The organism is Paenibacillus sp. JNUCC-31, assembly GCF_014844075.1.
Taxonomy (GTDB): Bacteria; Bacillota; Bacilli; order Paenibacillales; family Paenibacillaceae; genus Paenibacillus.
This window is the reverse complement of the sequence record NZ_CP062165.1, coordinates 986,176-1,011,364: the sequence shown is the minus strand read 5'-3', so window position 1 is coordinate 1,011,364 and position 25,189 is coordinate 986,176. Positions and strand designations below refer to the sequence as shown.

At 38.6% G+C, this 25,189-nt stretch carries 33 protein-coding genes and 1 tRNA gene; 30 read left to right on the top strand and 4 right to left on the bottom strand.

The window, feature by feature from the left end; genetic code table 11:
- Positions 1-189: 189 nt before the first annotated feature.
- From JNUCC31_RS04380 to JNUCC31_RS04360, 5 genes are all read left to right on the top strand, one after another.
- Complete coding sequence (locus JNUCC31_RS04380; RefSeq protein ID WP_192268854.1) at positions 190-504, top strand: hypothetical protein; 315 nt, start codon at positions 190-192, stop codon at positions 502-504.
- A 107-nt stretch (positions 505-611) separates the two neighbouring features.
- On the top strand, positions 612-1,193 hold the full coding sequence (locus tag JNUCC31_RS04375) for a DUF3221 domain-containing protein (protein WP_192268852.1): 582 nt from the start codon (positions 612-614) through the stop codon (positions 1,191-1,193).
- 40 nt (positions 1,194-1,233) lie between these two features.
- Positions 1,234-1,620: a DUF5071 domain-containing protein gene (locus JNUCC31_RS04370; protein ID WP_192268850.1), complete on the top strand. Its 387-nt coding sequence runs from the start codon at positions 1,234-1,236 to the stop codon at positions 1,618-1,620.
- 313 nt (positions 1,621-1,933) lie between these two features.
- Entirely contained in the window at positions 1,934-2,113 is a 180-nt protein-coding gene (locus JNUCC31_RS04365; RefSeq protein WP_192268848.1) for a ribbon-helix-helix protein, CopG family, read from the top strand.
- A gap of 227 nt (positions 2,114-2,340) precedes the next feature.
- On the top strand, positions 2,341-3,354 hold the full coding sequence (locus JNUCC31_RS04360) for a VanZ family protein (RefSeq protein ID WP_228469506.1): 1,014 nt from the start codon (positions 2,341-2,343) through the stop codon (positions 3,352-3,354).
- A gap of 112 nt (positions 3,355-3,466) precedes the next feature.
- On the opposite strand, the gene JNUCC31_RS04355 is transcribed toward JNUCC31_RS04360, so the two are convergent.
- Complete coding sequence (locus tag JNUCC31_RS04355) at positions 3,467-4,369, bottom strand: manganese catalase family protein (RefSeq protein ID WP_192268843.1); 903 nt, start codon at positions 4,367-4,369, stop codon at positions 3,467-3,469.
- A gap of 215 nt (positions 4,370-4,584) precedes the next feature.
- Here JNUCC31_RS04355 and JNUCC31_RS04350 point away from each other — a divergent pair, with 215 nt between their 5' ends.
- From JNUCC31_RS04350 to JNUCC31_RS04340, 3 genes are all read left to right on the top strand, one after another.
- On the top strand, positions 4,585-4,911 hold the full coding sequence (locus JNUCC31_RS04350) for a DUF3889 domain-containing protein (RefSeq protein ID WP_192268841.1): 327 nt from the start codon (positions 4,585-4,587) through the stop codon (positions 4,909-4,911).
- A 200-nt stretch (positions 4,912-5,111) separates the two neighbouring features.
- On the top strand, positions 5,112-5,324 hold the full coding sequence (locus JNUCC31_RS04345) for a hypothetical protein (RefSeq protein ID WP_192268839.1): 213 nt from the start codon (positions 5,112-5,114) through the stop codon (positions 5,322-5,324).
- Positions 5,318-5,599 (top strand): hypothetical protein, encoded by a 282-nt coding sequence (locus JNUCC31_RS04340; RefSeq protein ID WP_192268837.1) that lies wholly within the window; start codon positions 5,318-5,320, stop codon positions 5,597-5,599. Before JNUCC31_RS04345 ends, JNUCC31_RS04340 begins: the two co-directional genes overlap by 7 nt.
- A 60-nt stretch (positions 5,600-5,659) precedes the next feature.
- Here the strand turns inward: JNUCC31_RS04340 and JNUCC31_RS04335 are convergent, their stop codons facing one another.
- The 3 genes from JNUCC31_RS04335 to JNUCC31_RS04325 form a co-directional block, all read right to left on the bottom strand.
- On the bottom strand, positions 5,660-5,896 hold the full coding sequence (locus JNUCC31_RS04335; protein ID WP_192268835.1) for a DUF3892 domain-containing protein: 237 nt from the start codon (positions 5,894-5,896) through the stop codon (positions 5,660-5,662).
- 119 nt (positions 5,897-6,015) lie between these two features.
- The gene (locus JNUCC31_RS04330) at positions 6,016-6,459 is read right to left on the bottom strand and encodes a GNAT family N-acetyltransferase (RefSeq protein ID WP_192272729.1); all 444 of its coding nucleotides are present in this window, start codon (positions 6,457-6,459) and stop codon (positions 6,016-6,018) included.
- Positions 6,460-6,700: 241 nt separating this feature from the next.
- A complete protein-coding gene (locus JNUCC31_RS04325) occupies positions 6,701-6,955 on the bottom strand; it encodes a hypothetical protein (protein WP_192268833.1) in 255 nt (84 codons plus the stop codon).
- A 143-nt stretch (positions 6,956-7,098) separates the two neighbouring features.
- Between JNUCC31_RS04325 and JNUCC31_RS04320 the strand changes: the two genes are divergently transcribed.
- The 22 genes from JNUCC31_RS04320 (at position 7,099) to JNUCC31_RS04215 (ending at position 25,174) form a co-directional block, all read left to right on the top strand.
- Positions 7,099-7,171, top strand: a tRNA-Val gene (locus JNUCC31_RS04320).
- 133 nt (positions 7,172-7,304) lie between these two features.
- Positions 7,305-8,228, top strand: a complete 924-nt coding sequence (locus JNUCC31_RS04315) for a tyrosine-type recombinase/integrase (RefSeq protein ID WP_192268831.1) — start codon at positions 7,305-7,307, stop codon at positions 8,226-8,228.
- A 45-nt stretch (positions 8,229-8,273) separates the two neighbouring features.
- The gene (locus tag JNUCC31_RS04310) at positions 8,274-8,498 is read left to right on the top strand and encodes a hypothetical protein (RefSeq protein WP_192268829.1); all 225 of its coding nucleotides are present in this window, start codon (positions 8,274-8,276) and stop codon (positions 8,496-8,498) included.
- Between the two features lie 864 nt (positions 8,499-9,362).
- Positions 9,363-9,788, top strand: a complete 426-nt coding sequence (locus JNUCC31_RS04305) for a hypothetical protein (RefSeq protein ID WP_192268827.1) — start codon at positions 9,363-9,365, stop codon at positions 9,786-9,788.
- A 26-nt stretch (positions 9,789-9,814) separates the two neighbouring features.
- Positions 9,815-10,702, top strand: a complete 888-nt coding sequence (locus tag JNUCC31_RS04300) for an SU10 major capsid protein (protein ID WP_192268825.1) — start codon at positions 9,815-9,817, stop codon at positions 10,700-10,702.
- 67 nt (positions 10,703-10,769) lie between these two features.
- Entirely contained in the window at positions 10,770-10,946 is a 177-nt protein-coding gene (locus tag JNUCC31_RS04295; protein ID WP_192268823.1) for a helix-turn-helix transcriptional regulator, read from the top strand.
- A 129-nt stretch (positions 10,947-11,075) separates the two neighbouring features.
- The gene (locus JNUCC31_RS04290) at positions 11,076-11,909 is read left to right on the top strand and encodes a hypothetical protein (RefSeq protein WP_228469505.1); all 834 of its coding nucleotides are present in this window, start codon (positions 11,076-11,078) and stop codon (positions 11,907-11,909) included.
- A gap of 38 nt (positions 11,910-11,947) precedes the next feature.
- The gene (locus JNUCC31_RS04285) at positions 11,948-12,139 is read left to right on the top strand and encodes a hypothetical protein (RefSeq protein ID WP_192268819.1); all 192 of its coding nucleotides are present in this window, start codon (positions 11,948-11,950) and stop codon (positions 12,137-12,139) included.
- Between the two features lie 36 nt (positions 12,140-12,175).
- Positions 12,176-13,609, top strand: a complete 1,434-nt coding sequence (locus JNUCC31_RS04280; protein ID WP_192268817.1) for a TOTE conflict system archaeo-eukaryotic primase domain-containing protein — start codon at positions 12,176-12,178, stop codon at positions 13,607-13,609.
- 299 nt (positions 13,610-13,908) lie between these two features.
- Positions 13,909-14,295, top strand: a complete 387-nt coding sequence (locus JNUCC31_RS04275; RefSeq protein ID WP_192268815.1) for a hypothetical protein — start codon at positions 13,909-13,911, stop codon at positions 14,293-14,295.
- 265 nt (positions 14,296-14,560) lie between these two features.
- A complete protein-coding gene (locus tag JNUCC31_RS04270; RefSeq protein ID WP_228469503.1) occupies positions 14,561-14,971 on the top strand; it encodes a phage holin family protein in 411 nt (136 codons plus the stop codon).
- 66 nt (positions 14,972-15,037) lie between these two features.
- Entirely contained in the window at positions 15,038-16,621 is a 1,584-nt protein-coding gene (locus tag JNUCC31_RS04265) for a phage terminase large subunit family protein (RefSeq protein WP_192268813.1), read from the top strand.
- 12 nt (positions 16,622-16,633) lie between these two features.
- On the top strand, positions 16,634-17,956 hold the full coding sequence (locus tag JNUCC31_RS04260; protein WP_192268811.1) for a phage portal protein: 1,323 nt from the start codon (positions 16,634-16,636) through the stop codon (positions 17,954-17,956).
- Positions 17,957-18,627: 671 nt separating this feature from the next.
- Entirely contained in the window at positions 18,628-19,002 is a 375-nt protein-coding gene (locus JNUCC31_RS04255) for a zinc-ribbon domain-containing protein (RefSeq protein ID WP_192268809.1), read from the top strand.
- A 78-nt stretch (positions 19,003-19,080) separates the two neighbouring features.
- Entirely contained in the window at positions 19,081-19,428 is a 348-nt protein-coding gene (locus tag JNUCC31_RS04250; RefSeq protein WP_192268807.1) for a hypothetical protein, read from the top strand.
- A 16-nt stretch (positions 19,429-19,444) separates the two neighbouring features.
- Positions 19,445-20,878 (top strand): hypothetical protein, encoded by a 1,434-nt coding sequence (locus JNUCC31_RS04245; protein ID WP_192268805.1) that lies wholly within the window; start codon positions 19,445-19,447, stop codon positions 20,876-20,878.
- A gap of 428 nt (positions 20,879-21,306) precedes the next feature.
- Positions 21,307-21,711, top strand: coding sequence for a GNAT family N-acetyltransferase (locus JNUCC31_RS04240; RefSeq protein WP_192268803.1), 405 nt, complete (start codon positions 21,307-21,309; stop codon positions 21,709-21,711).
- Positions 21,712-21,936: 225 nt separating this feature from the next.
- Positions 21,937-22,356: an organic hydroperoxide resistance protein gene (locus JNUCC31_RS04235; RefSeq protein ID WP_192268801.1), complete on the top strand. Its 420-nt coding sequence runs from the start codon at positions 21,937-21,939 to the stop codon at positions 22,354-22,356.
- A gap of 225 nt (positions 22,357-22,581) precedes the next feature.
- Positions 22,582-23,148, top strand: a complete 567-nt coding sequence (locus tag JNUCC31_RS04230; protein WP_192268799.1) for a YdhK family protein — start codon at positions 22,582-22,584, stop codon at positions 23,146-23,148.
- A gap of 205 nt (positions 23,149-23,353) precedes the next feature.
- A complete protein-coding gene (locus JNUCC31_RS04225) occupies positions 23,354-23,533 on the top strand; it encodes a hypothetical protein (RefSeq protein WP_192268797.1) in 180 nt (59 codons plus the stop codon).
- A 279-nt stretch (positions 23,534-23,812) separates the two neighbouring features.
- Complete coding sequence (locus JNUCC31_RS04220) at positions 23,813-24,427, top strand: TetR/AcrR family transcriptional regulator (RefSeq protein WP_192268795.1); 615 nt, start codon at positions 23,813-23,815, stop codon at positions 24,425-24,427.
- Between the two features lie 6 nt (positions 24,428-24,433).
- On the top strand, positions 24,434-25,174 hold the full coding sequence (locus JNUCC31_RS04215) for an SDR family oxidoreductase (protein WP_192268793.1): 741 nt from the start codon (positions 24,434-24,436) through the stop codon (positions 25,172-25,174).
- Positions 25,175-25,189: the final 15 nt, after the last annotated feature.

Genomic DNA, 25,189 nt, shown 5'->3' with positions numbered 1-25,189 from the left:
AGGGTACTTTGCTGCGTAATGCGTTCATCCTGATGCTCTGCCTTGCACATCAACATTCTAAACATATCTTTATCGTTATGAATGAAAACAAATTCGTTTATTGAAAGTGCTCATCATGTAAAATAAGCATATATACGGATTCTTTTGTGCATAGAGGTAAGAATGGTTCTTCTAAAGGAGGCAAACACGATGTTGCAATTGTTTATGACCTGGTTGATCTTGATCCTTGTACTGGTGTTCTTATGGGAAGGGGTCAAAAAGACGGGATACGGTGGTGCAAAATCCAATTTCAGACGTTGGGGCGGATGGTTTATCGGGATTTTTGTGCTAGGAACAGCACCTTTGGGCTATGCACTATATACGGAGTTGAAGGGAGGCTATATCGGAGCCAACATCGGCTTCGGACTGGCATTGCTGTTTGTTTGGGCATATTGCGCCCTCTTGTTATGTGTAGGGTTGTTCTTATGGGGGAGGTATGCGTTCAAGCAGTACCGGAAGAAGTGATTGGATGTACGTGATGTTCACGTTAGCAGTGCTCTTCTCCTCTGTGCAACATTACCTATATAGGGAGCGTTTAGGTGAGAAACAGATTCATGGAGGGGGAATTACATATGTTTCATCGTTGGATCGTTTATATATCCTTGTTGATTCTCATCGTATGTCTTACAGGCTGTTCGCGGCAGGGCGAATGTGTGAATGATCGAACGGGAGCAGAAAGCTCAAGGGAAAACGGGTTTACCGGCTATGTCGTGGATCGCAAGGACGATTCCATTCTGGTCGTTGAACCTGCCTATGAGGACTTCAGTGGAAGTGCGGGAGCGAGTCGGTATTATCCGGCAAAATGGTTCTCCAATGCGCCTGATCCGCATCTCGGCGCTTACGTAGAAATCTGGACCGATGGCAGTCCGGAAAACGAGCCGTATCCCGGGCAAGCCAGAGCAGAAACGATCGCCGTATCGTGCCCCGTGACACCGGATGGTGCGCATATGACGGAGGTGGATGCGATTCGAAGCGGACTGCGCTCACCTGATGCAGAGAACATCCATATTCCTGTCATTGAAGATACCCGATTTGATGCAGATTCAGGGACATGGACCATTCTTATGCGAGATGCGATGACAGCGAATGAAGGGCAAGTCGTTCATGTGATCGTGAAGGACGAGGAACAAGTCGAGACCCAGGACGGAGAATGACGGGATTCATAGCTTTATGATGGTGGGGAGGGGGCGTTGTATGAACATAAGAGAGATGTTACCACAAGACAAACATGATTTTGAAGCGGTGCGTAAGCTAAGTGTATTAAGTAATGAGGAATTAAAAGAAATTTTACCGCAGCTGTTTGAGTGGTTACAAGATGGAAATTGGCCCATTTCCAGATCCGTAGAAGATTTACTTTTGAGATTCGGAGAAGAACTGATTCCCCATATCCAAAATGTATTTAAAACAAAAGATCCACAGTGGGAATATTTTATGCTCAGTGGTTTAATCAGTAGGTTACCTTCGCAATATCTAATAATATTGAAGGATGATTTAGAAAGGATATTAGAAAATCCTACAAAAAGTGAGACACTTGAGGAATTGGATGAGGTTATAGTGCCGCTACTGAATAAAATACAATAACAAGCAATTTAAGAAGCGTATTTTTTATTTTGTGACTCAGGAAAGTTCAACTGAGGAGCAGTCCTTAACAACCTTGAACGGCCTGGCCTTTCAGGGTTGTTTTTTCTGGCGAAAAATCAAATCCATACGGTGGAGTTCGCTCAAGCCTTCAGTCTCATATAACTTGAGTGCTGTTTTTTTGCGGAGTAGAATTGATGATCTGCTTATGTTTAATCTACGATCCACGAAAAGACGAACGTATGTTTTACACAAATAAATTTATTTTTTGTCCTGACGATAATATGTTATTGTCAGACAAAAAAGAGGTGAAGCGATGTCCTCAAAGAAGATGGGACGTCCTAAATCTGACAAACCCAAAAGGAAAACGATTGAGATACGTGTCGATGATGAAATTATGAACAAGCTCGATGCTTCGGCTGAGAAGCTGAATACGAACCGATCAGACATCGTTCGCAAAGGGATTGAGAAGATTTACGACGAGCTCCAAAAATAAAAAAGGAAGCAGCGTTCGTCCCGGAAAGAACAGCGCTGCTTCCTATCCCGCAATCACTATGAATGAGCTGACTGCATAAATATCCTACCTGTATGTGATGGCATGCACAGCGAAGCTGCATTTGTTCAGGGGTTTCGACTGGGAGCCAACAAACATACTAATTGAAGTGATGAGGAGTCGGTTTTGGCGACTTCTTTGGACTAATGGTTTGATCATGTAGCAGTTTATTGAAAAAAGAAGGTGTGATTTTGTATCAAGGAAAGTCAAGAAAACGTATCATTATATTGTTGTCGTTATATACTTGCTTAACATTTTATTTCTTATTTCTGGGCTTCGATAGAAGCTCGTCCAGTCTTGATCAGGGCTTGCGATACAGCTTAACCCCTCAAGGAATTCCTTTACATTTTCCAATGGGGAGAGATTTTACGATTTGGTTTTTTGAAATGGGGAACTTTATAGCGTTCATCCCTTTCGGGATGGTCATTCCGCTCCTCTTTCGCTGTGGATTTATTCGTTTTATTAGCATATTTATTCTTTGTATTACGATGTTAGAGGCTTTGCAAATGATTTCCCGTTTAGGAGCGTTTGATATAGACGATATCCTCATTAATACTTTAGGGGCTGCCGTGGGATATGGGGCACAGCGGATCGTAAGGCATCGACGGAATACATTAAAAGGACTTATTCGAATCTTTCTGACAGCGATTATTTTTTCAATGGGTACGATCACCGTTGTTGGCGGACTCAATCATTATTTAGATAACGTTGACGGAAAAAGCGTTGCACTGAATGAACTTGCTTCGAGTGACGGGGCTGTAGTATGGGATGAAGAACTCTCCGGTTTTACAGTAGGCCAGACAAATGTCGAACCTCAAATCAATCTGTACCGCGGAAGAAGCCAAAAAACAAATGAGTTTTCATATCTCTTGAACGGCAAATATAAAAATATGGGAGGTTATTTCGCTATTCCGGACGATGTTTCCCATACGGCGAGCAATGAGACGATTACCATAAGCTTTATCGCTGATGGAACAGAGATTTATTCCCTGGGTTTATCAGCTGACCCTGTGGAGAACCAGCCTGATTCTTTCCAAACTCCTTTAAGAGGGGTTAATGAACTGACTATAAAAGTAATGAACGATGGCTCAAATCCGATAACCAATGTAGTGATGTGGGACATTACGCTGACGGAGGCAAACACAGGGCAAAAGTTCATCAACAGCATGAAATCCATTTTTTAAATAGATCAACATAAAGCCCTCAATCCTGCTACCAAAGCAGCAAAGATTTGAGGGCTTAATTTATTTTCATTCACAATCAACAACAACTATTCATCCACTACATAACGCTACCTTAATCCGTAATATTCCCGGCCATCTTCAGACGGCGTGCAATTTCATTGAAATCTTCCTTGGAGATGCCCGGTGCGAACTCTTCCTCCACTGCCGGAGCCTCGGGAATCGGGAATCCTTTAGGCACACCTTGAATGACTTCCAGAGGTTGTCCATCTTCGGGGTGAGTGCCTTTCCAGATCTGACTGATGGCGTTAAAGTCCTTATCGCTATAGGTATACAGCTTGGTGTGTACGCCTTTTTCTTCATATTTGAGGGCCTCGTTGAAGGATTTATTGTCCAGGGACGGAATCGGAACCAATTTGGTCACGTTGACACCTGTGGCGATTTCAAGCGCTTTGGCATACGCCACGACATGCACGCCGCCGCGGACGAGGAGGAAGCCGACGACTTCCCGCGCTGCCGGGTGATCCGTCATCTCATATACCTTCATTTTATGGGTACGGGCACCACATTCGAGGAAGAAGTTATGCAGCAGATCCTCAACCAGATTGCCGCTGTTGAATACATTCGCCCCCGTCCACGGGTTGCCCATGGAGTCGAATGGCATCGCGCCTTGTGCTCCTGCCAGATAATGATAGGAGAGACGCGCGTCTTTGACCGAACCCAGCGGTGTATCGTCCGGTTCTTTGTATTCTGTAGAACCCCGCAGACAGTGGTTGATACCGTGAGACACCAGCTCCACATGACCCAATTCCTCGGCCGTGATACTCATCACTAGATCATAGAAGGGCTTCAGCTTCTCTTTCGAACGAAAATTAAACGATTGGTAGAGGTAGTTGTTCAATGTTGACATTTCTCCAAATTTGCCACCCAGCAATTCCTGAATGGCAGCAGCTGCATTCGGGTCAGGCTTCTCGACATTAGGAATCTCGATCAGGATTTCATCCATGCGTTTGAACATTGGAATGGTACCTCCTCAGAATAGTGTTTCAGTCCTTAGCTATTCCAGATAATGGGTTCGTTCTATCATGGCCTATTACACGTTTAGTGGATGCTTTAAACAAAAAACAACCAAATGGGACTAAAGGATGGCATAACTCATTGCGTTTATTCGTGTAAAATGAAACCCGGACGGGCAGGATAACAGGAAACCTATTGCCCAAGGAGTGAGTGCACATGAAAATGCTCATCGTTACACTGATGACGGTGGTTCTAAGTATGGCAGGATTCACTACAGCCTCGGCTACTGGAGGTGCGGTTCCCGATTATGCAAAGTGGGGGATTATTGCGGTAAAAGAAACACAAACGAAGTATAATGTGGATATTTTGGACTATAAACATATTGGCCGCACATCACTTACAGCAGATCAATCCCGTGAACAGTTTAAGCTATGGGTTCGTAACAAAGAGGGCAAAGAATTTGCAGTATATGTGAATATTGATTTTAATCCGTCTACACAGCAATTGAAAAAGGTACAATTCACTGAATCGGATCGACGTTGATCATACGTAAAGTCATGAGCTGATATGTGAACGGGATGTAAGATCCCACAAGTGAACAGATGTAACCAGGCGCTCTTTGTTAAAAGGGGAAAGTCTGGTTTTTTCATTTCAATAAAATCCTTTTTTTAGTTGTTGAATAAAGAACTGATGTTCGCATATAATAATGAATACAAACAAATGTTCTTATTGGAGGGATGATTATGCTAGGGAAATATATTGGTCAGATGGTGGAGCTCGTCTACATGGATCGTGCAGGACATATTACGCAGCGGCAGATTCGAATCAACAGTGTGCGAGGCGGAATGATCAGAGCATCGGCAGGAAAAGAGGGGTCACCCCGAACATTTCTGGAGCAAGGTATTTTAGCATGGCGTCCTGTACTCCATAAGGATGGGAAGGAAGAAATATGCTGAATGATTTTGAACGCAAAATTCTGCGGATTATCGTTAATTATGTGGGACAGCGGCGGCGTGTACCGCGAATGGATGAACTGGAGAACAAGACGGGCCGAGGCAAAGCCATAATTCATGAGTCATTGCTGGAGCTTGAGCGCAGGCAGCATATCCTGTGGGAAAATAAGTCCACTCTGGAAGGCATACTTATCTTGCAGGCATGGGAGCAGGAGACACAGACGATTCGCAAAAGCCAGTCTGGTGGCGATGCCGTGAAATATTTTACCGAGTATTAGCGTGAAATAAAGAAAAGCCAACCCGGATTGCCCGGATTGGCGCCCTTGCATGCATCTATTTTAGAACATAGGAAGCTGGTCGAGGTTATTGGTTGGGTCCCCGTCGGCGTCACCACGAATGTACATTTCGCCATCTTTACCTTTAAATACGTTCACTCCGGCTATGGCTCCTGCTTTTACTTCTGCCAGAGCTTGTTGGTAATCCAGTACACGTCCTGCTGAAGTTTGGAACGCCGTCAGATCGCCGTCACCATTTTTTTGTACTGCTGTGAAGCTTTCGCGTGTCGTTTGATCCATGATGTCACACTCTCCTTCTCTGACCAAATAGGAATCTGGTTTCCTTTTTAGCCTGTCCAAATGCTAAGAAAGTATGTACCACTTGACGATTTTACTATGCCAAGACTAGTTTATAACGTTTACAGGCTCTTTTTCATACGAACATGCAGAATACCTGCATCATAAAAAGGTTCTTCCGAGATGACTTCATATCCGAGCTTCTCATAGAACGTCTGGGCTTGGCACTGTGCATCCAAAATAGAGTAGGAGAGGCCCAACTCACGCGCTCTTTCTTCCATGGCCAGGAGCAGGACACTCCCGTAACCAAAGGAACGATGAGATTTAAGTACAGCGATGCGCTGCATTTTGGCGGTATCCTTCGCGTAATAGATCAGACGACCTGTGGCTACGGCCTGTCCATCTGTACTTAATAATACATGATGCACATCAGGGCTAATGATATCATATTGATCAATTTCAATGTCAGCAGGCACTTGCTGCTCAATCACAAAAACATCATTGCGAATGCCCAGTGCTTTCTGAAGTTGTTCTTCGGTGGTTACATAACGGATCTCGGCTGCCAATTCCATTCCTTCTTTCTGCTCTACGCGCATATCAGACTGAATTATACAAAAAAATGCTTTTCCTGTATAGTTAGTCTGGAACATACTGGGAGAGGCGGTGGGATTCATGGGCATGGCAGGAGTGATGGCAATTACACTTTTGATGTCGGCCGGGATGATTGCTTTGTTATATTATGTGACCAAGAAGGCGTATTCCAAAAAGTGGGATGAAGAAGACGAGTGAGATGCGATGTGATATTCCTCAGGGTAAGATTTCAACGTGCCCTTGTGGTGAGTATACGTCATGTACGACAGACTTGGAATACACATCCAGCCAGACAGGAAGGTCATCATTAACCTCATTGGGCTGCTGCAACTGTTGAAATTGTACGGTATGTTCATCCCGCTCTAAACTACAACCGACAGCAGCGCTGATTAATATAACAAGCGCAAGCAGACAGGTTACGTTTTTAGCTGTTAGATATGAACGTGCTTTGCGTTCTCTTATGTTCCTCATATGAAAGTCACCTCGTCGTTAAATGGTAATCCTTCCTTTATTATGCACATATTTTATTGAAATATTACCAATAAAACAATTGACAATGAACGCGGTTACTTGGTATGATACTGTTACTTGATTGGAAAACAATCAGTTATCATGATCTGTTAGCTCAGCTGGGAGAGCACTATCTTGACAGGGTAGGGGTCAGTGGTTCGAGCCCACTACAGATCATACACAATGCTTTACAAGGGTTTTAAACGTTTTATAAGGTTTGATTAGATAGTGTTCATGTAAGGACGCTATTCCAATCCAAGAAGCCACTTAATTATCAGGACATCATATTCTGATTAAGGAAGTGGTTTTTTTGATTTTAAAATTTGCTGTTCAAGAATTTAAGGATGATCGAGAATACAAAAATTTATCTCCTAAAACGATTGCGGCTTACCTTCTTACATTAAAAGAATTTCAAGCCTTTTGTAGTGAGCAAGAGATTGTTAATGTTGAGGACGTTACCACATCTTTAATTAAGTCCTACCTTTTATACTGTCAAAAGGAACGAGAAAACAATCCCACGACAAGAAACTCTAAACTTCACACAATTAAAATTTTCTTCAATTACCTTGAAGAAGTTGAGATTATCGACTCGAAAAAAAATCCGATAAAACGTCTTTCATATGTCAAAGAAGATATTAAAATTGAAGCGTTTAGTGATTATCACATCACTCAGATGTTAAATTACTATCGCCGTATCAATAGCAGGAACAGGACATTCCATGCCTACCGCGACTATACAATTATCATCACATTGTTAGGGACTGGTGTGCGGTTAGGTGAATTAATTAATTTGAAATGGAATGATATTGATTTCAAGTCAGGCACAGTCACTGTGTATGGCAAGAAGCGAGAGCAGTCTTCTATTCCACTCACTGATAAATTAATTAAGGAACTTTCTGAATACCAAGTGTTCTGTCGTCAAACATTCAAAACATTGTCAGAGTATGTATTTACAAGTGATAGGAAAAATGAACAACTTAAAGTTGAATCGGTAAAATCACTCTTCAGACGATTGAAAGCAGCAATGAACTTTAAAGATGTGCGCCTATCTTGTCACACCTTTAGACATACATTTGCTCACCGTATGTTAATGAATGGATGTGATGTTTTTACTTTGCAAAAGATGCTTCGTCACAGTCAAATCAGTATGACTCAAAAGTATCTCAGCATTTGGGGAACTGCATTAAGAGAACAGAATGCGAAATATAACCCCTTAAATGGAATGGATTTGTAATAATTGAAAAATCCAATTGTATATAAATCGAAGGGAGTAATTAAAATGAAATCAATCGTTACCCTTACACATTCAGAAGAAGATGCAAAGTTTATACGTATAATGTCTAACCCGAAAAAATTACCTAATGTCACAGTTGGAAAAACCTATCCTATCAAGTGGGAAGTTCAATTTGAGAATGTTGGAGAGGAAATGTACATTATAGATGACAATGGGAATAAGTATTTTCAAGTTCGAATGTTTTGTAAGACGAGTTTATACGCTTTGTGACCGCCTGACGATGACCTAATGGGGACAGGTCGAAACAGTAACGTTGTGATAACGTGGCTGTCGCGGATATCCCGTGAAATATGCAGGGGTAAGATAAGACATATGTTGTATTGTGTTTTTAATTGTTCGGGATAACTGATGTTTGTGGGAGTTTCTGATCTTCGAAATTTTTAATGTAATCATTTCAAACAAGCCATCAATGATAGAAAAAAATTGATATACAAGGGTTTTCTATTTTTCTAGCATAGAATTAGATAGGTGTTTTAGGGAGACTCCGGTTATACAAATAAATGAACTTCATTATTGATTTTTTTGAGCAAAACGACACACATTCAAAAATAATACCTAAAAAAACCTTGTAAACAGTGGCTTTTTTAGGTGCGATCAGGTTTTCATATAGTAGAGACATGGATTAATTTTGTACAACAATACAATTTGAGCGTTTTTTGCGAAAATTGACACAAAAATAATATTTTTCTTCAAAAAAACGTTGATTTATCAGTGTTTTTAAAGTATCTAAAAGATTAGGTAATGTAGGGGGGGGAATTCTTCGTGCTTGGTTTTTAAAAGTACTAACAGGGAAGAAAATAGAAAACGTTACTTTTTAGAAACAGCCTAAAAACTCTTACGTATTAATGTGTTCAAGTATTCTCTAAAAATTTTATATAGTGATAGAATTCATCAAAAACCAGCATTTCATTGATTCCATATAATTGCATGGATTGAATGAAGGATTGGTTTCCTTCACAGCATTTTGTTTTCAATATTTATAACCTCTATAACTTGGGCACTTCATTTGAAGTGTTTCTTTTTTTTGTGAAAAAGTTTAGTTGGAGGAACTTTATTAAGGAGAGGATGGATTAAATGGAGTTTACAGAAGAACAACAAGCACACATTGACCAGATGCTTGCAGATTCAAAATCAACTTGGGAAACTGAAGTTCTTACACCGTTGATGACTGAGCGTAATGACCTGCTTCAGTTCAAGCAAGTGGAGAAATCAGATTCAGAAAAAGCACTTGAACAACGTGAACAGGAATTGTTTATGAAAGAACTTGCAATTGAGTTAAAGGTGAGTGGACTAGAAGACTTTGCTGACTTTTTCAATGTCGCTAATCTGGATGAACTGAAGCCTAAGATTGAAGCATTAACTACAATTTTAGAAGCAAGAAAAGTAACCAATGCCTATGTTCCTAATGAACACAAACAAACAAGCACATACGATCAAGCAGCGGCTAAGAATGATGTTACTGGAATGATTGGCGCAAAATTATCTAAACTATTTAACTAAAACAAATCTAAGGAGATTGATAAAACATGTTTAAATCTAATAATCTTACTGCCGGAGAATCTATTTCACTCGCTAAAGAAATCGTTAAAATTGGCATCACTGACACGCCACTTACATCTTTGATTTTGGCTAAAGGACTGACTGAGAAGGCGAATGGAACTGTTCACACTTGGAGAGAAAAAGCATATTCCAATGATGCAGATGTGTCTGTAATTGAAGGTAACGAAGATGTGAAGTTCTACCAATCTGGACGTGCTGAAATGAACAACGTTCTTGAACTGTTCCAGAAGGGTGTGTCTGTATCGGGTACAGCAAATGCAATCAATGTACAAGGTCAAGGAAAAATCTTCTCTAGCGAGGTTGCAGACCGTCTGACAGAACTTAAAGTGAATATCGAGAAGCAAGTGACCAAAGGTATCAAAAATGATGGTTCTGCAACTCCTTTTGTTCGCCGTATGGCTGGACTTGAAACTTGGGCTGATCCATCTAACCTGGTTACTGGTGCAACTTCTAAAATCATTACAGAAGCCGAAATTAAGTCCACTGTAAAGAAACTGTGGGATCAAGGACTCCCTACAGGTGAATACTTTGGTTTGGTCAATGCTGATATTAAAGAACAAATTGATGCGCTTTACAAAGGTTCTTACACATACAGCCAAACTAACGTATTCGGCATTATCGTTGATGTTATCCGTACTAACTATGGTAACTTGAATCTGCTCTTGTCTCGTCATGCGTCTGCCGACAAAATGACTGTATTTGATGCTTCTGCATTGTCTCTGGCATTCCTTCGTGAAGCCCAATTCGAAGCACTTGCGAAAACAGGTGATAGCGTCAAAGGTCAAGTAATCGCAGAAGGTACGCTGAAAGTAGCAAGTAAGAAAGCAGTAGCACAATATACTCTTAAAGCCTAATACATAATGAAGGGTGGGGGATTTACTCCACTCTTTTTTTATAAATAATTTTAGGGAGATGAATTCTATGTCTGAACGAATGGATTGGAAAATAAAAAGAATCCAACACAACATTAAACAAATAGACGTTACAGAACATCTCAAATGTAGCAGTACCCTGATAAGTTTGTATGAAAATAATAAAGGTGAAATGTCACCAGAGAGAATAGAAAGATACAAACAATTCATTGAAGGTAATAACTAAAACTAATAAGGTAGGTGTAAAAATGAAAGGATTGACTTTAACTCCCTTTTGAATAGGTTAGTGATTTAAACTAACTAATAATAGGGAGTATCAAAATGTAAGAGTTAGATGAGATCAATTTCATCTAATATGATCCAACAACTTAAAAGCAAATTTCCAAAATGGTGTAATGATACTGAACAAGGAAAGTATGACTTGTGCTTGTCGAATGATTTAGACTCTTTATTGTCTTGTTTATATTTACAACAGATTAGAGGGTATCAGATTAATTACTTCTACGATTTCAGCAACATATTTAAAGCAAAAAATACAGGTAAACAAGTAATTGGTGTAGACATGGCTCTTGAACGTGGAAAGGTTTGGGATAACCATATAACTAAAATAAGTCGGACAGATCGAGTAAATCCAAATTCAGCAAATGTCAATTCAGTAACAGGAATAAGTAGAGATAACTATTATACAAAGTATTGTGGCTCTACATTGCTCCAAATCATTAGTTATCATAATGTTCCAATGCCTGAGAGTCGAGAAGGTAAGATTATACTGCTTGCAATAGATAGCACGTTTCTTGGCTATTTTAACAATGATTTCAGGGCAATAAATCGAAGTTGGCTGGAACAATTAGAACTATTTGAACTATTGGATATTTTAGATTCAGGAATACATAAGTGTGAGTTTTACCGTGTCAAATCACAATATAATTTAGACGCACCAATTAGGGTAAACGAAAACGGAATACTTGAAACAAACATTAACCTTGCAGCCATGCAAGGCTTATTTGAGTTTCCACTAAGTTTATCAGCAGAGCAATTCAAACTGACTCATACGTTTGAAAATACTGGACGTTATGAACTAGCAAAAGACAAGGAATACAGTAAGCACGATATAAATGGTCTGTATAGCATGGCATTAACTCACAAAAACAAATTTAAATTCACCATGGGAAGTAAGACAGTCTACTAGGCTGTCTTTTCTTCTATGAACAAAGGAGATAAAAAACTATGGAACGTGATAACAACTTTTTTTATGTGTATGACAAAGGATTGGTAAAGCATTTGCGTTATGACATAGGGATTGAATTTAATTGCACAGGATTGAATGTTAAATCACAAGACCAATTTTGGCAATTTACGAAATCCGATTCACTTTATCAAGCAGTAACGGCATTCATGCAACAACGAAAAAGTAAGTAATTAATTTAATGGAATGGCTTTTAATGGAGGGATTAAATGAAGGATGTAATTAAGCAATTAAGTGAATTGTATATTATTCAGCGTGGACACTATTTGATTCAGTATCCTTTTGGTTATAAGCAATACACAAAGGGAAGCAAAGATGCAAAGGGAAACAAGGTTAAGCCTTTGATGGATTGGCAGTTTGAGAAGCACTTAGAAGGAATCATGACAGTTGGAACGTTCAGTAAGTTCTTTAGTAAGTTTATGACCTTTGACGTTGACTTTCATGATGCCTATCAAGCCAAGTGGGTTACATATAAGATTTCATATGTTTTGTACAATCTTGGCATTAACGAACATTATATTAGTTTTAGTGGCAACAAAGGTTATCACATTGACATTTTCTTTGAGGACTTGATTTCCATTGAACAAGCAAAGAAATTCTTTGATTTTGTTATCAACTATGCTGAATTAACTAATATATTTGATGCTGGCAACAAAGTGGAATTTCGTGTAACGGATAAATTAGGAGTTAAGTTGCCTCTAGGTAAGCATCAATTTAGCGGTAACTATTGCGGATTTTGTAAAGTTGAAGATGGCTTAAAGGTTATGACTGAAACAGGGAGCCATGAATATCTGTTCACCATTAAGAAGATACAACGTAAACAGGTTTTAGATATTCTGGACATGGAAGATGAGATTGACTTTGATAGTGATACGATCATTAAAACAGAAAAGGCAATAAGTAGTTATGTCGCACCTGAAAACCATACACAGTCAGAGGATTATTCCATAAGTAGGGCTATTGACTTGTTACAGAATGGTTTAAAAGTTCAAGGTAGCCGACACAATTCAATACTATTGATTGGTATGTATCTTAAGTACAGTGGGTTAGAAGAAGAAGAATGCAATGTAGAATTGCATTCATGGATGGATCAGCAGAAGACAGAGAATTATTCATCTAGTTTAGAGGAATGTCATAAGGACATTGACCAAGTTGTAAAAGATATCTATGAACGTAATTACAATTTAGCGGCAACGAATAAAGATTTGACGGTTTCTCTTAGTGAAATTAAATGGATTATGGATAACTGTCCAGACAAGAATCAGAAATTAATTGCATATGCCATGTTGATTCACTCCAAACGTCATGCGAATATGCAAGGCGTTTTTTATTTTACCTTTAACAGTATAGCAAGTGCTACAGGGATTACAGAAAAGACAGTTAGAACGCAAGTTAATAAATTGATTGAGTTTGGTGTAATTGAAGCCGAACGGAACAGAAAGGTAAAGGGTAAGGTCAGTAATGGAAAATGTAATTTGCCGAATTTGTACCGAATCAATTTTGATGTTCCAGTTGATTCATCTACCGATACATTTGTTACCAATAGTGGTAAGGACTTTAGTCAGTGCTTGAAGTATTATTTTTCAGATAAAGAATTGAAGAAGATGTTACCTAGACGACAATATGAAAGTATTATCGCTTAATTGATTTGCTCGTTAATACTTCTAGTCCTTTTTAAGGCAAGGACTTTTAGAACCCAAGCCCATCCTAAAATAATAAATAATCTATTGTAGGTAAAAACGTACAACTTTATAAAAGTAAGTGAACAAGGGGATTAAATCAAAGGAGATAATCTAAATGAATAAAATGATGGGTAAGATGTTTAACAAGTTGGTGATAGGGGCTGTTTATGTGATGGTTGGGTATATGGCATACAATCTGTATCTAGTCATGCGTGAACTTTTTAAGTCTGTATACCATATTTGTTTTGGAGGTTAAGTAGATGACAATTTATGATGTGTTGAAGAAGTTGCCTTATAAAAAACAACTGTATGTTAAATATAAATTTAACTTGTGGATGGACAGAGAGAAAGAAATGACTGAGACAGAGTTCCTTAAACAGGTTGATTTGAAGTCTATGGGGACTTATTACAGATGGGAACGTACTCCTGAGTTTAAACATATTACTAGCATTGTGTTGGCTACTAAGCAGGCTAATGACCTGTTAGAGATATATGAGCAACTGAAAATTAAAGTTGAATCGAACCCTAATCCAAAGGATATTGAAATGATGCTTAAACTGATGAAGGAAATAAATCTACATAACAAAGAAGCAGAAAAATTCTTTGCTAAGAACGATGAAGAAGATGAAGACGATCTAGAATTGTAAACCTCTACTGCAAATTTGATGGGCAGATATTCCAAAATGGAAATCTGAAAACTCAATAATGATTTGTAATTGAGTATTGTCAGATTCGGATGTAACAAATCGTGACCACTCAAAGAAGTTGAGCCGTGAGTTAGGACAAAATGGCCTGAGTTCTGATACAACGTTAAACTGACGCAAATTGTGGATAGTCTGATTTCGTGAAGTTCATTATGACAATCACGAATTTTCGTGATGGTTTTAAACTGTTAATTAAGGAGGTGATAAATTGGAACGCTTGGATGTTGTTGTTAAATTTTTGATTGGTATAGTTACTGGAATAGTATCATGGATGGTTGGAGGATTCGGATTAGTCTTCACCGTTCTTATTGGATTGATGGCTATAGACTTTATCACTGGTATTATGGTTGGCATGTATGAAAAGAAAGTAAATAGCAGGATCGGAACAAAAGGATTGATCAAGAAACTATATATTATCCTTTTGATTGGAGCCGTATATCTAATTGAGGTTGCAGTATTAAAAGGCAATGGAATAGTATCAGATGGTGTGTCAGGTGCTTTTTGTCTTATAGAGTTTGTTAGTTTGACAGAAAACGGTGGTAAACTCGGTATTCCATTACCGGATAAAGTTAAAGATATTATTCTAGTATTGAAGAAGCAGGACAAAACAAATACATAGGATTGAGGATATAAATGGAGTCGTTATAAATTAGCGGCTCTTTTTTGCGTTCAGGAAGGAGATTAAATGGCAGTAGCAACGGTAAAAAAGAAAAGTAAATTTGATATGGTTATGGATGATTTCAAGGCATTTGCCAAGAACTTTGTTAAGATTGTTGACAATGAGGGGAATACAATTCCCTTTGTGTTAAATAAGGAACAATCTGATTTTATTGTCCAGATGCAAAAGTTTAATATCATTTCCAAATCTCGTCAGATTGGATTTAGTACAATGAGTTTGGCCTATTGCCTATATAATGCGGTCAAGTATCCCAATACAAGTTATATGATTGTTTCATTATCAGGTGAGTCAGTTACGGCATTATTTGAACGGTTAAAGTTTATGAATGAAAATCTGCCAAGAACAAAGTATCCATTTCCTAAGACTGATAGAGATAATCGTGGTGAGTTATGTTTAAGCAATGGTTCTAGGGTACAGATAGCAGCCAGTGACGGTAAACAGATTGGACGGGGTAATACATATCAGTTTGCATTGCTTTCGGAATTTGCCTTTTATCAAGGTGACCAATCAAAGGTTTTGACTAGTTTGGAGCAAGCATTAGCCAAGAATCCAACAAGTAAATTAGTTATCGAGACAACGGCAAATGGTACAGGTAATTATTACTATGACTTGTTCATGCGCTCTTGGAAAGGTAGAACTAACTATAAAGCATTCTTCTATGGTTGGACGAGTAACGCCTATAAAGACCAGTTTAAATTTGAACATGATATTGCAGAGGAATGGTTCAAGGCACAAAATAGAGGGCAACGGTTATTAACAAAAGATTTAACTGATGAAGAGAAACGAATCCACGATATGGGAGCCAACCTTCGTATGTTGATGTGGAGACAATGGAAGTTAAGTTCAATGTCACTAACGGACTTCCAAACAGAGTTCCCATCCTATCCAGAAGAAGCATTCAAAACAAGTGGACAGAACGTATTTGATCAAGGGAAGATATTAGAACACTTAGAAAATGTTCCAGATCCAATAAGTAAGGATGAGTTGAAAACTGAATTACCTGAAACGTTACTCAAATATATAGGTAAAGGTTTGAATGTCTACCATTTACCTAAACGTGGTGTGCGATACTACGGAGGAAGTGATGTTGCAAGTGGTTCAGGCGGTGACTCAAGTACGTTAACGTTGATGGATGCTGATGGTGTCCAAGTATTGGCATTTGATCATAATAAAGTAAGTGTATATGAGTTTGCAGAAGTGCTTAATGTGATTGGCAGATACTATAATTACGCTTTCCTTGCACCTGAAAAGAATAGTTACGGATTGCCAGTAATTGAACGTCTTAGAAATGATCATCAATACATGAATCTATATAAACATAAGACGTTTGACCAGAAGGGTAATAAGAAGTTTGCCCTTGGATGGCTTACAACGGATAAAACAAAAGCAATTATGATAAGCGACTTTAAGGAATCATTTGAAAAGGGCCTAATCCTTGTTAATGATAAGGAAACCCTTCAGCAGATGATTCTTTTTATTGAGATAAACGGAAAAATGGGAAACAAAAGAGGGGCAAACAATCATGATGATATGGTCATTGCTCATTCGTTAGCAGTTCAAGCAATGAAAAATAACAAATGGTATGTATAAGGAGCGTGTGAAATGGGTACAATTAATCAATTCATTGAGGAATTTGGTTATGGCAATGAATGGTTTGCCGAGTATGTTAATGAAGTACATAATCAAATGAGAGTAATGAATATTCTAGATACCAAAGAGTATCTTGCAGGTTCACATGCTATTAATAAGCGTCCTAATGAGATGTTTAATGGCAAGGAGTTTATTCCTAGACGTATCGTTTTACAGTATGCAAAGCGGTTACTGGAGTTTGGTACGGCTTATCTGATTGGTAATAAGGTTACTCTAACGGGTAATGAAAAGGTAGTAGAAGCAGTTAGTGCGGTATATAGAAACAGTTATGATAAGACTGACTTTGACCTAGTACATAATGTTAATCGTTACGGTAACGCCTATGAGTATGTATTTATTAAGAATGGTAAGATTACAAGTAAACTTATTGATGTAGCAGATAGTTATCCAGTAGTTGATGCTGATAATGAATACATTGCATTTGTAGAGAGTTACACTATTAATAATGTCACGTTTTATAATGTGTACTATCCAGATCGAGTTGAGAAGTATACCAATGCTGGTGGAGAACTACATTTAAAGGGAACATTCGATAATCTAACTGGATTGCCTGTAATCTATTGTAATGATAATCCTGTTAATGATGTGTTTGGTAGAAGTGATTTAGATGATTATATAACTATCCTAGACAGTATGGAGGATTTGATTAGTAAGAGTACAGATGCTTTCTATAAATACATTACAGGTATTCCGATTGTCAAGGGACAACAACTTAAAGGTGATGGATTGCCTACAGAAATATTAGGTGGTGGGCTTGTTCTTGATTCAGATGCTGACTTTATGTTTGCTCAAAATAAGTTTGATCATGCAGCATTTGAAACATTGTATAAACACCTTATGACCAGTTTACTTGATATTAGTTCAACACCTGGAGTAGTCATTGGTAAGGTTGATATAAGTAATCTTAGTGAGGTTAGTATTAAACTAATGTTCTCATTGAGTAATCTTAAAGCCATGATAAGTGAGAAATTTATCAAAGATGGCATGAAACAAAGATATGAGAAGATTAGAGGACTTTTAGAGTTACAAGGAATGAAGTTTACTGATGAAGAATGGGATACACTTGATGTTACTTTCCAATATGCTATGCCGCAAAGTGAGAAGGATGTCATTGATAATCTGTCTAAGTTGAAGGGAATGGGTGCAATCAGTATTGAAAGCATTCTTGGTCATAGTCCGTATACAACAGATGTGAACAGTGAAATGATTAGATTGACCAGTGAAGGAGATAAGGAAAGAGAAGGCAGTGAAATTAATAATGATATTACTAACTAAAAGTAGGTGACGTTGTTGATTGATGATATTATAAAAACATAATTAAAACATAGACAAATTGATGAGGGTAATATGTTAACAAACGCACACCTGTTACTATAGGAATATTCTGTATCGAGTGCTAATTTAGCATAAAGCAGAAACAAAGTTGAATTCCTCTTATTTTATTTACTTTTTTTTGTAAAATTTATAATCATCTATCCGCTTCCTGAATATCAGGTATATAAGATACATTGTATACCTGATAGACCACTATCTGCTGTAGTTAGTAGTCTATTTCTGAGCAATTTGGAGCCGTTTAATGTGGAATGGTGAATTATTTGTACTAATACGCATATTTACATGGGGATTTTGAAGTAGTGGGTACTTAATTGGTGGATGTGATACCTCAAAACTGGAAAACATTTCTGTAGCCAATGCAATTACACATGAACAAAAAAATGGAATTATTTCATCGAATATAAATTCTGTGTACAAAATCTAATTTGGAGAATTAGAGGATTGGTATCAGAAGAGCGAAGAGCCAAAGATATTTACGATATATTGCTGAGACAGATTCCTTGCATGATTATAGTCATTTGGAACCACTAACAACATAATTTTCTATTTCTATATACCTATGTCTTTGATAATGATATTATAATGGGAAATATAGTATTGGAGATGTGAAGATGTTATTTTGTACAAAATGTGGTTCCGATTTATCTGAAGATAGTTTATTTTGTAATAAATGCGGTACTGAAATTAATGCAATTCAAAAAGTAGTTCAATCGTCACAAGTAAATGACGAAACCCAGGTTATTACATTGACTCCAGAAGAACAGAGAGCCCAAAATATAAAACAAATAAAAAGTGACGCTAAACCTATCCTTGGATGTTTTGGACTCATTATTGTATTTTTTATCCTTCTTGGGGCTTGTGGGGCTTTTAATAAATCAGAACCAAAAAGATTAGAGGATTATACGAATAAAGAAATGAATGATTTTTTGAAATGGAAATTAAAAGAGGATCAGAAACAGAGGGATAACGAACCATTTTTCAAGTGAAATAAATACATATACTCAAACCTACTCTAGCCAGTAGGTTTTTTTCTTACGAAAAAATCATTACAAAGGAGAATCATTATGAAGTTTACGGAACGCCTTAAATTAGAGACACAAGGCATCACTTTGTCCTCCACTGAATTATCAGTTTACCTTGAAGAAGAAGGAGTAACTGATTCTGAAGCGGAATACTCCCCATTTTCCAACATAGATAAACGTAATATTTATTCAGCAGCCCTATCTGTGTTAAATAGTATTGCCAACAATCCCTCCATGATGAAATCCTACAAAAGTGATGATATCACTATTACTGATTTTGCTGATTCAATTCAAAACCGCATTGATCAACTTGAACGGAAAATTCGTATGATGGTTGTCACAGATGATATGAACAGTAATAATTCAATGTTTATGTTATTTAATTCTTAATGGAAGGAGTAGTATTATGTTTGATTTATTCAATATTTCAGATACAGCCGATTTTGAATTTATCCAGAGTCAGATTGGTACGGATGTTTACATCAATGAATCTGTTGAACCAACGCGAGTGGTTATCACGAATACAAACCTTGAGCAAATATATGATGATAAGAAAATCAGTTCCCTATCCCATATTCATTGTGGTGATATTATTGTTCATGAAGGTAATAAGTATATCCTAATTACTGAGATAAGCACAGAACGCTACAATAAATACAAGGGGATTATGCGTAGACTTCCATTTACAATTATTTTCAATAAAAATTGTGTTTATAATTATGTAGATGCTTACATAGAAACTGCAACATTTGGATTAGATACAGGTCAATATATAACTTTGCCTTCAGGCGCTATTTACGTAACAATGAAGGATAGTATAGACTCACAAAAGATTAAATTAAATGACAGGTTTTTGATTAAAGGCAAGGCATTCAAAGTTACAGGCATAGATACATACGAACGTGTAGGGCTATGTAAGATTACAGCACAAGTAGACCAATTATCATCAACAGACGATTTGATTAATAATGTGGCTGATGGATTAACATGTTCAGTTAAGATTGTTTCACCGTCTAATAATATATTGCTAAATGTTGGTGAGAGTTCTCAGTTAGTTTACAAGTCTCTATCTGGATCTGCTATGTTGTTCTCCTCCTCTGATTCCAATGTCGCTACTATCAATTCTAATGGAATAATTACAACAGTAGGGGAGGGAGCCACGACGATCACAGTCCAGTTAAGTAACAATGTCTATTATAAAGACTCGATTGTTGTTAATGTTAAGTTAGCAGATAAGTATACTATAAGTGCTACATCTGATAAATCTTCTTTAATGTATAATGAGTCGGCTTTAATTACAGTGAAGGTATATAACAATGAGGTTGAAGTTTTTGAGCCGAGTGTTACGTTCTCAATGGTATATGCAAATATGACAACTCCAGTTCCTGCAACTATTGTAGAGTTAACAAATGTCACCAAGCACACAGCAAATATTCATAATGTAAACGCAGGTATTCCAGAAGACTGCTACATTAAGGTAACTCTTGATTCAGATTCGAATATATATGATTATATTCCAATGCATTTAGATTATTATCGTCCAACAAATAAAACAATTATAGTAACGGGGAGTACCACAATTACAAGTAATAAAACAGATACATGGACTTCTAGCGTGTCACCAAACCAAGAAGATGTAACATGGTCATTGTATGCAGACGATCAAGTATCCACTACAAATAAAGCAACCATTTCTAGCCAATCAGGTACAAGTGTAGTGCTTAAATCCGCAATGGTTAGTTCATCTGTTCCTCAAGGTTACTTTCAACTAAAAGCCACTTTAAAGACAGATTCATCCGTGTATAAGTTCTATCGTATTCAGTTGAAATCTCTAATTTAATGTAGAAAATGAACCACCATCTTCATGAATATCAGGAACACCTTTACAAGTTACCCAAGCCACTATATACTGTTATTAGTTGGACTGATAAATTAGTGGCTTACCTTATATTAATCCTTATTGTACATAGCATAGAGATCAACTATCATGTCAAACTATCTTGACAGGGTAGGGGTCAGTGGTTCGAGCCCACTACAGATCATACACAAGAAGCCTTACGATGTGAGGCTTCTTTTTTTTTCGCCAAGCGGGTAACGTTGTGTCTTTTGGCAAAGGTCATTAACAGCTTATCATTCATTTTCTGCGCGAAGGGTTACCCGTCTGGGTAGAGGTCGTGGGTGGTATATCTTCGTTCAGGCTTACTTCAAGTGCCCAGATGAAAGTGATATTTGGAGCAACTGATTACAGGGAAAGAGGGAGAACAGGCGATGAACACGATCATTTATTCAGTGGAACCACCTAAGGATTTCGAACAATTGCTTGCTCTATATGAAGCTTTGGGCTGGAATCTGTTAAATCTGACTCTCAAAGATTTGGAACGCATGTGCACCAATAGCTGGTATGCCTTATATGCATATGAGAAACAGCGCCTTGTCGGCATGGGACGCATCATATCGGACGGAGTGATCACAGGGGTGATATGCGGAGTATGCGTCCTGCCTGACTATCAATCTCAAGGAATCGGCAAGGCATTGATGCAGCAAATGGTAGAGCATTGCGAGGCTAACCAAGTGATTCCACAATTGCTATGCTCTGAGGGGTTGGAATCCTATTATGCACAACTGGGATTTGAGAGATTTACGATTGGCATGAAGAAAAATATAAATCGATAGTGGCTGATACAAGCCCAATAATAACGTCTGCTTAAGTGCTGTCCATGCACGTGTGGGATGGCATCAGAATATTACAAGAGTCGCCTTAAGAGGCTGACTCTTTTTTATTTTTCAAAAACAGTTTACAAACAAAATTAAATTGTGTACAATTAAATTGTTAACAAGTAAAAACGATAAATGAAATTTAACCAATACATTTCAATGATGAAGAGGAGCCGATACAAAATGAAAACATTATATGAAACTACAGTCATCAATACAGGCGGACGTCAAGGAATCGTACAATCGCCGGATAACGTATTTATGCTCGATGTTGCTGCTCCACCTGAATTGGGAGGCAAAGTGACGACAGCTACAAATCCGGAGCAATTGTTTGCAGCGGGGTACAGTGCTTGCTTTAATTCTGCTCTGGAGTTTCAATTGAAGAAACACAAAGTTGAAATTGAAAGAAGCACGGTATCTGCTACGGTGATGCTTGTTACGGACCCTACAGATAACGGGGTGAAGCTTCAAGTAGATCTGGAAGTTAAAATTCTCGGTCTGGATGAGGAGACAGCACAGAAGTTTGTCAAACTTGCCCATGACTACTGCCCATATTCCAAAGCGATCAAAGGCAATGTCAATGTTTCTGTAGAAATGGCTTAATCAATGAGCCAGGTCAATTAAACAGCTTCATCTTGGAGCCAATTTTTAAAGTCCGAATCAAATACCTAAAATACTGAAGGCCTCCGAAAAATCGGAGGTTTTTTCGTATGTTATTTACCTTTTCAGAGAAACCGGTATTAGACAAAGATACTAATCTTGGTTGAAATATACCCATATGGGGTATATTATGAGTATGTAAATTGAAAACCCAAAGGAGTGCAACTCATGAAAAAATACGTAATGATAGGGCTGACTACGGTAATGGTTGGAAGTCTAATGTTAAGTGGATGTGGCAAAAGCGCTGAGCAGAACAGCAGCAGTAGTAGTAGCGGCAGTCATCCTGCAAGCACGGAAGCAATGCACCATTCTGATTCGGGAGATGTACCGGAAGGATTACATGAAAAGAGCAATCCTACTTACCCAGTAGGCAGCCAGGCCGTTATGAGCACAGACCATATGGCTGGAATGAAGGGTGCAGAAGCAACGATTGTGGGGGCCTATGAGACAACGGCCTATGCGGTGTCATATGTACCTACCACGGGAGGAGATCCGGTGAAAAATCATAAATGGGTTATTCAGGAGGAAATTCAAGATCATACAAATCAGCCGTATGCCGCAGGAGCAGAGGTTGTGCTGGATGCTGACCACATGCCAGGAATGAAAGGTGCCAAAGCAACCATTGATTCGGCGGAGCAGACTACTGTATATATGGTTGATTATACACCGACAACAGGTGGAGATCCGGTGAAAAATCACAAATGGGTTACGGAAGAAGAGTTATCTGTCAAATAAGAAAGCTTGAATGGATACAAGTTAGCTCGTTCATCCATGAATATAATTTTAAGAAGCGCGGTATATACCCAAACCACCCTGTCTTTAATTTTCAGGCAAATAGGGTGGTTTTACATAACATTTTTTAAATTATTATTAAATTTCCATTCAATTATGGGTTATAATGGAACAATAAAGACTAAAGCTGCTGGAAAGGGGAATGTATATGATGGACTTTAGCAAGCCGCCCCATGCCTCCGAGTCACATACACACAAACAGCGCCATGAAGAACGTGAAGAACAGCTTTTATCCGGAGGGAAAAGCATTTGGTGGGAAATTAGCAACTGGTTGATCCTCGGTGGCATTCTTGTGGTCATCTTCTTATTGTTTAAGTACGTTTTCTAATCTTCTTAGTATCATTGGATAAGGTGAGATCGTGTATTTATAGCACACTGCTCCACTATAAACTTAAGCACATTTAAATCACTTAGGTGAAAAACAAGAACACTTGGGAAAAGGGCCTTATATTTATGGGCTCTTTTTTTTTACTCCTTTACTTCTATACATATAAAATACATACATGAAATAACAAATGACAAAAATCAATAATTGTCATTTGTTATAATCTGTGTTAATCTAAGTTCAACGGAGGTGACTTGAGGATGGTGTAACCATCTCATTCGTATGGACAAAACACAAACTTCTGAATTTTTAACCAAAGAACAAATTATTGCAGCAACGCAGGAAACCCTCCGACGCTTTGGTGTCGCCAAAACATCGGTTACCGATGTCGCTAAATTGCTCGGGGTCAGCCATGGAACCATTTACAGACACTATAAAAGCAAGAAAGAATTACTGGAGGGCGTAACCGCACAATGGCTTGAAGATGAGATTATTGCGCCTCTGACGGCGATAACTCAGGATCAGCATTACATCGGAGAAGGAATTCAACATCTGAAGGTATATATAGAAGCGTTAATCGCTCGTAAACGTCATTATGCCGAATCTGATGCAGAGTTATTTGAGATGTATGCACGTGTTACACAGGAATCTGCAGATATCATCTACAAACATGTACAACATCTGGTAAGTCATTTGAGCGAGATTATCCGGCAAGAGCGCCAGTTCAATTTCGATCACCCCGATCAGGTAGCAACGGCAATTCTACAAGCTACAGCTCGTTTTCACCATCCGGCACATGCCTATGAGTGGCAGAGTGACAACATTGATGCGGAATTTGCCCAAGTATGGTTGTTGATAGAAAAGGGATTATTACATTTGAATGAAGAGAGGAAGTAATCGGAAATGAAAAAGTTGACAGGTAAAGTGGCCATTGTAACAGGCTCATCCCGGGGAATCGGACGTGCCATTGCGGAGCAACTCGCTGAATTGGGTGCGGATGTCGTCATCAACTACGCGAGTAGTCCGGACAAAGCAGAGCAAGTGGCGGAAATCGCTCGCCAAAAAGGAGTGCGTGCCATTACGGTCCAGGCCGATCTTGCACGGAAGGAAGACGTGGAGCGTTTATTTTCAGAAACGATCAGCCAGCTTGGCAAAGTTGATCTTCTGATCAACAATGCAGGCATCATGAAGACGACGCCTCTGGCAGATGTAACGGAGGAGGAATTTGATCAGCAGTTTGCAATCAATGTGAAAGGGACATTCTTTGCTTGTCAGCAAGCACTGAAACACATGGAGAAGCAGGGCCGAATCGTTAATTTTTCTACCTCTGTAACGGGACAAATGTTTCCGGGATACAGCGTATACGCTGGAACCAAAGGAGCGGTGGAGCAGATTACCCGTCAGCTTGCAAAGGAGTTTGGCTCCAGACAGATTACTATTAATGCCGTAGCACCAGGTCCGGTGAATACCGAACTGTTCACCGTTGGGAAGACAGAGCAACAGCTCGAGGGGCTGCGTAAATTGAATGCATTCGGTCGTCTGGGCGAACCGGAAGACATTGCGAATGTAATCTCTTTTCTCGTCAGTGAGGAGTCTCAGTGGGTTACAGGACAGACGCTGCGGGCTAACGGCGGCTTCATTTAACGATAACATGCACCT